The sequence below is a fragment of the Streptomyces sp. NPDC046876 genome, assembly GCF_040645035.1.
Classification (GTDB): Bacteria; Actinomycetota; Actinomycetes; order Streptomycetales; family Streptomycetaceae; genus Streptomyces.
Map to the genome: position 1 here is coordinate 1 of NZ_JBEYXK010000184.1, position 6,589 is coordinate 6,589.

The window sequence follows — 6,589 nt, forward strand, 5'->3', positions numbered from 1 at the left end:
CTCAAACGCCGGCGGGCTGGAAAATCCAGCCCGCGCGGCGTTTGAGCGCACCGGGCGCGAAGCGCACGGAACGGGGTCCGGGGCGGAGCCACGGTTTCGGGAAGGGGCGGGGTGGGGACCGGCTCCGCGCAGCGGCAGCCAGCCGCAGGCGGCCCCCCGAGCCGGAGGGTCAGGCGGGCCCGAGGCGGCAGCCCGGGGGCCCCGGCCCGGAGGGTCAGGCGGTCCGGAGCGTGGTCAGGGCTCGGCGGGCTATCTCGCGGCCGATCGGAAGCGAGGCGGTGGCCGCCGGCGACGGCGCGTTCAGGACGTGTACGGCCCGCAGCCCCTCCCGGATCAGGAAGTCGTCCACGAGCGTCCCGTCCCGCAGCACGGCCTGCGCCCGCACCCCCGCCCCGGAGGCCACCAGATCCGCCCCGGAAACCCCCGGCAGCAGCCGCCGCACGGCCTCCGTGAAGGCCGCCTTCGACAGCGACCGGTGGATCTCCCCGGCCCCGTACCGCCAGTGCCGGGCGGCCATCCGCCAGGATCCCGGCCAGGCCAGCTCATCGGCGAGGTCCCGCGGTCGCACGACCCCCCACCCGTACCCCTCGCGGGCCAGCGCCGGCACCGCGTTCGGCCCGACGTGGACCCCGCCGCCGATCCCGCGGGTCAGGTGCACCCCGAGGAAGGGGAACGCCGGGTCGGGCACCGGGTACACCAGCCCCCGCACCAGCTCCGGCCGCGCCAGGTCGTAGTACTCCCCCCGGAACGGCACGATCCGCATCCCCGGGTCGTCGCCGGCCAGCCGCGCCACCCGGTCGCACTGCAGGCCCGCGCAGTTCACCAGCACCCGCGCCCGCACCACCACCCCCGCGGACGTCCGCACCGCGATCCCGGACGCGCGCCGCGCGATCAGGTCCACGGCCCCGCCGTACACGATCTCCGCCCCGGAGGACTCGGCCAGCTGCCGCGCGACCTGCCCGTAGTCCACAATCCCGGTGGTGCCGACGTGGATCGCGGCCAGGCCCTGCACCTCCGGTTCGTACTCGGTGATCTGCGCGGGCCCCAGCTCCCGCACCGGGATGCCGTTCTCCCGGCCCCGCTGCACGAGCGCGTGCAGCCGCGGCAGCTCATCGCGGCCGGTGGCGACGATCAGCTTGCCGGTCACCTCGTGCGCGATGCCGTGCTCCGCGCAGAACTTCACCATCTCGGCGGCGCCGCTCACCGCGAAGCGCGCCTTCAGCGACCCGGGCCGGTAGTAGATCCCGCTGTGGATCACCCCGCTGTTGCGGCCCGTCTGGTGCATGGCCGGGCCGGACTCCTTCTCCAGCACCACCACCCGGGTCCCCGGCGCCAGCCGCGACAGGGCGTACGCCGTCGAGAGCCCGACGATCCCGCCGCCGACCACCAGCACGTCGCAGTCGATCCGTCCCCGTCCCCGGATCCGGTCCCTGCCCTCGCCGCTCACGCTGCCCATGCCGCCCAAGCTGCCACCTCCCACCCCTGCATACTGCACCCCGCCACTGACACAGCGGCTACGCGGGGGCCACCAGCAGCGGCCGGGCCCGCTCCCGCAGTTCCGCGACCCGCGGCTCGTCCCCGTACGGCTCCAGCCGGTGCAGCAGGTCCCGTACGTACTCGGTCGTCCGCGCGGAGGAGATCCGGCCCGCGACCTCCACCGCCCTGGTGCCGGCGGCGCAGGCCGCGTCCAGGTTGCCGGACTCCAGCTCGGCGACCGCGCTCACCACCAGCCGCAGCCCGTGCGAGCGCACGTACTCCTCCGTCGGCCGCGACAGCGCCTGCTCGGTGAAGCGCCGCACCTGCCGGGGCAGCTTCAGGTCCCGGTAGCACTCCGCCGCGTCCGCCGCGAAGCGGTCGTACGAGTAGAAGCCCAGCCAGGTCGGGTCCGGATCGCCCTCGCGCGCCCGCTCCAGCCAGCCCTCCGAGGCCCGCAGCGCCGCCTCGGCCGCCGCCGAGTCGCCCGCCTTCGCGTGCGCCCGGGCCTCCACCAGCCGGAAGAAGCTCATGGTGCGGGCGGTGGCCAGACCCCGGTTGCGCTCGACGGCGGCCTGCGCCAGGTCCACGCCCTCGTCCGGGAAGTCCCGGTACGTCGCCTGGAGCGACATCGACGCCAGCACGTACCCGCCGAGCGGCACGTCCGCGGCCGCCCGGGCCAGGCGCAGCGCCTGGATGTAGTACCGCTGCGCCGCCTCCTGCTGCCCGGTGTCGAAGGCCATCCACCCGGCGAGCCGGGTCAGCTCGGCCGTCGCACCGAACAGGGCGCGGCCCACCTCGTCGCTGTACGAGCCGAGCAGCAGGGGCGCGGCGTCCACGCGCAGGCACTCGGGCACCATCGAGGAACGCCAGTCGCCGCCGCCGTACTTGGAGTCCCAGCGGCGCGCGTCCTCGGCGGCCTCGCGCAGCTTGCTCACGTCGCTGTGGCCGACGCGCTGCGGCGAGGCGTCCACCGCCGCCGCGACGAACGGCACCGGGGGCGCGGCCGCGGACGACGATCCGGCCGCGGGCCCGGCGGCGGGCGGTGCGTGCGGAGTTTCGCCCGAGGGCCGCGCGGGCACAACGGTGGACGGCGACGCCGCCGCAGTCGCCGACCCGCCGGCGAGGGAGGCGATCGAGGTGCGCGAGGTGGCCGCTGCTCCCGCCGCCCGCCCGCCGGGTGCCGCGCCCTCGCGGGCCGGTGCGCCCTCGCGCGCGGTTGCGCCCTCGCGCGCCGGTGCGGGCTCCCGGGCCGGCGCGGCCTTCTGGGGCGGTGCGGGCTTCTGGGGCGCCGCGGGCTCGCGCGCCACGGAACCGTCCGCCGGAGATATCAGCCACCGCGAGGCGGGCGTCGCGTACGCGGCCACCGAGAACGAGCCGGCCAGCGACTGCCAGATCCCGCCACCGCCCCGCCGCCCGGCCAGGTCGAGCCGGTACAGGTCGGTCGCCGAGCGCACGGCGTCACCGACGTCGCGCGGGAAGGCCAGCCCCACCTCGGGCGCGGGATCGGCGTCCGCCAGCCCGATCTCGTGCAGCGGCACCGGCCGCCCCAGCTTCGCCCCGATCGCGGCCGCGATCAGATGCGGGGCCGCGCCCTGCGGCACCATCCCCTTCGACACCCACCGGGCCACCGACGTCTTGTCGTAGCGCAGCGTCAGACCGCGCTGGGCCCCGAGGTCGTTGACGCGCCGGGCCAGCCCGGCGTTGCTGATGCCCGCCAGGGCGAGAACGGCGCCGAGCTTCTCGTTGGGTTCGCGGAGCTCCCTGGACATGCGCCACCCCTCGTCACGCGCGGAACGCACACAACTCACACGCAGCCACCAGTACGCACCCACGCGGACGCGGCCCTGCCCGCAGCCGACGCAGCCGTACGCACTCGTGCACCGCCGGGCATAGGCGCCCGGCATTTCGTAAACCCAGCGTAGTTCCCCGCCTCCCAAGCGTTAAGGCCCCGACTTCCGTATGGCGGGATTGTTGTCCGCCCGCACAGCCGGACCCGGGCCCGCGGCGACGGCGCGCGCCCGCCCCCGTGCTCCGTCCGTGTGGCCGTGCGCCCGCCCGTGCGCTCTGGCCGGTGTCCGGCCCCGGCGATTCGATGTGCGGTGCGTGGGTCGGCCCGCTGCGTGGATCCGGCGGGCCGGGGGATGCCGCTGCCTCAATCCCCGCGGGTGGCGGAACGGTCCGGGGGGTGGATCCCGCCTCCCGGACCGCGCCCGCGCACCGCGGCGGCCGGGTGCTCCAGGGTGTGCGCGCCGTACGGGGTGCGACCGAAGAATGGCTGAAACCGGCCTATGGGGCGGGGGGAACGGAACGTCAAATACGGTGTGACCGAGGCATGTTCGCCGACACAGGCGTCCTCCTCGGTCACTCCCGCACGCCCGTCTCGTGGCAGCATGGACCCCGAGCCACCCGGGGTCCAGCCGGCCGCGCCCTCAGCCGCCCTCAGCGCTGCCTGAGCCGACCGCGCCGTCCGTGCCCCGGTCGATTGCCCACGGCCTGGGGAGGCGGCGGTGCGCTGGTTGGTCGGGTGGAGCAGTATCGCCGCGAGCTTCGGCACGGCCGGCCGCGTCGCCGACCACGGCAGCCGGGGCGGCCGGAGCAGCCGGGACCCGTACGACCGGGCTGCGCACGCCGCCGAGGGGCTGGTGAGCGGCGGCATCGCGGACGCCGCCCACGCCGACGACCCGGCCGGCCAGGACGCCGACCGCACCGTCGTACCGGTCGGCGCCCAGCTCCTGTGGGGCGACCCCGACCCCCTGTGGGCCGTCGGCGACTGGCGCCCCGACGAGATCCGCACCCTCGCCGCCGACCCCGCCGACCCCTTCACCCGGATCGCCGTCCTCGGCTGCTGCGGCGCGGACGACGCCGAGCTGCGCCGCGCCCTCCTGGCCGCCCGCGGCGGCGCCCTGCGCCACCTCACCCAGTGGCCCGGCAGCTACACCGCCGTCGTCCAGACCGGCCGCCGCATCACCGTCGTCGGCGACCTCGCCGGCGCGCGCCCCGTCTTCTACACGCCCTGGGCCGGCGGCACCGCGTACGCCACCGCCGCACTGCCCCTCGCCGACCTCATCGAGGCACAGCTCGACATCGGCCACCTCGCCGCCCTGCTGGCCTGCCCCGACAGCCCCGAGGCACTGGGCGACGGCACACCGTACGCCGGCGTGCGGCGCATCCCGCCCGGGCACGCGCTGATCCTGCGCGAGGGCTCACGGGAGATCACCGGGTACGAACCGGTCGCCTCCCTCGCCGTGGCCGCCCCCGCCGCCGACCCCGAGCACGCGGTGGAGGGCGTACGGGAAGCATTGGTGGACGCGGTGCGCGCCCGGCTCACGGCGCCCCGCCATGCCCCCGACACCCTGCCGTACGACCCCGGGCCGGTGCCCGGAATGGGCCCCGCCGACCGGCGCGCGGCCCGCGGCGCCCCCGCACCCGGCGTCGGCGCCGACCTCTCCGGCGGAAGCGCCTCCGCCACCCTCGCCCTGCTCGCCGCCGGCCTGCCCGGCGCTCCGGGCACCCTCCCCGGCTCCGGATCCCGCCTCCTGGCCGTCACCTTCAACGACCTCGCCACCCCGCAGGGCCGCGAGGCCGAACTCGAACGCGCCCGGGCCATCGCCGCCGACCCCCGGCTGCACCACGTGGTCGTCGCCGCCGCCGAGGAAGCCCTGCCGTACGCCGACCTCGACGGCCCGCTCACCGACGAACCCGGGCCCTCGCTGGTCGTGGCCGCCCGCGAACGCCGCCGCCTGGCCGCCGGCTCCGCCGACCACTTCGTCGGACACGGAGCCCGCCAGGTCCTCGACGCCCACCCCGCCCGGCTGGCCGACCTCCTGATGGACCGCCGCCGCCGACACCTCCTGCGCCCCATGGCGGCCCTGGCCCGCTCGACCCCGGGCGACTCCTCCTCCCTCCTGGTGCCCTTCTCCGTGTACTCCGCGGCCCGCCGCCTCGCCCGTACGCCGTACCGCGCGGGCATGGAAGAGGCCGCGGCCCGGCTGCGCGAGGGCGACCTGTGCGCGGCGGCCGTCGCGGACGGCCCGGTCGGGGCCTCGCTCGCCGCCCTGACCTGGTCCCGGCCGGGGCCCGCCGCGGGCTGGCTGACCGGGGAGGCGCTGGCGGAAGTATCGATCCGCCTCGCCGCTGCCGCCGGGCGGCCCCCGCTCTCGCTCCGGCCCGGCGAAGCCCGCGCCCGCGCCGCCCTGACCCGGCACGCCGCCGACCACCGCGTCTTCGAACAGGCCGCGGAGGTCCGAAGCCAGCGCCTGCACGCCCCCTTCCTGGACAACCAGGTCGTACGGGCCGCCCGCGCCCTGCCCGAATCCCTCCGCGTCCAGCCCGGCGCCCGGGCCGCGATCCTGCGCACCGTCCTGACCTCGGCCGGAGTCCGCGAACTCCCGCCCGGCTGGGGCGCCCCCGCCCACACCCCGAACGAAACGGCCACCCGCCTGGGCCTGCGCGAGGCCCTTCCGTCCCTCCTGGCCCTCTTCACGACCCCCCTCCTGGCGGACGCGGGCCTGATCAACGCAAAAACCGTCCAACAGGCCCTCCTCGACGCCGCGGAGGGCCACCCGGTCCCGCTGGACGGCCTGGCGGAACTCGTCTCGATGGAACTGTGGCTGACCCGCCTCCTCTCCCGCCGAGGCACCTGCTGGACGGGCACGACCACCCCCCGCCGCAGAGCCGTCCCCAACGGCGTACCGGTCCCCCGCCCAGCCCTCTCCTGACCCCGGCAACATCCAGTCCGCAGGCGTCTGCCCAGCGAACCCGGCTGCGTCAGGCGTTGCTTCTGCCTGAGCTGTCGAAGCCGAGGGCCGGCAAATCCAGCCTCGCCGGCGTTTGAGGCGCGGGGTCTGGGGCGGAGCCCCAGGAGACCCGGCTGCGCCGGGCACCCGCCGCCGCAACGGCTTCCGCTGCGCGGAGCCGTTCCCCCACCCCGCCCCTTCTCCCCCAGCTACCGCTGGGAGGTGCCCCCAGAAACGCCTCAATCGCCGGCGCGGCTCAAAGATCGGGGCTCCGCCCCGGACCCCGCGCCTCAAACGCCGGCGGGGCTGAATTCAGCCCGCGCGGCGTTTGAGCGCCGGGCGCGGAGCGCCCGGAACGGGTCCGGGCGGAGATCGGA

At 76.8% G+C, this 6,589-nt stretch carries 3 protein-coding genes; 1 reads left to right on the forward strand and 2 read right to left on the reverse strand.

Going from position 1 to position 6,589, the window contains the following annotated elements:
• Nucleotides 1-214 precede the first annotated feature (214 nt).
• The gene (gene lhgO, locus ABZ924_RS37800; RefSeq protein ID WP_361920152.1) at nt 215-1,456 is read right to left on the reverse strand and encodes an L-2-hydroxyglutarate oxidase; all 1,242 of its coding nucleotides are present in this window, start codon (nt 1,454-1,456) and stop codon (nt 215-217) included.
• 58 nt (nt 1,457-1,514) lie between these two features.
• Nucleotides 1,515-3,245, reverse strand: a complete 1,731-nt coding sequence (locus tag ABZ924_RS37805) for a sporulation protein (RefSeq protein WP_361920154.1) — start codon at nt 3,243-3,245, stop codon at nt 1,515-1,517.
• Nucleotides 3,246-3,983: 738 nt separating this feature from the next.
• Here ABZ924_RS37805 and ABZ924_RS37810 point away from each other — a divergent pair.
• Nucleotides 3,984-6,194, forward strand: a complete 2,211-nt coding sequence (locus tag ABZ924_RS37810; protein ID WP_361920156.1) for an asparagine synthase-related protein — start codon at nt 3,984-3,986, stop codon at nt 6,192-6,194.
• Nucleotides 6,195-6,589: the final 395 nt, after the last annotated feature.

Bases quoted from the DNA above. Each gene is read 5' to 3' on its own strand.
- ABZ924_RS37805 (WP_361920154.1), bottom strand. From the start codon at position 3,245: ATGTCCAGGGAGCTCCGCGAACCCAACGAGAAGCTCGGCGCCGTTCTC.
- lhgO (WP_361920152.1), bottom strand. From the start codon at position 1,456: ATGGGCAGCGTGAGCGGCGAGGGCAGGGACCGGATCCGGGGACGGGGA.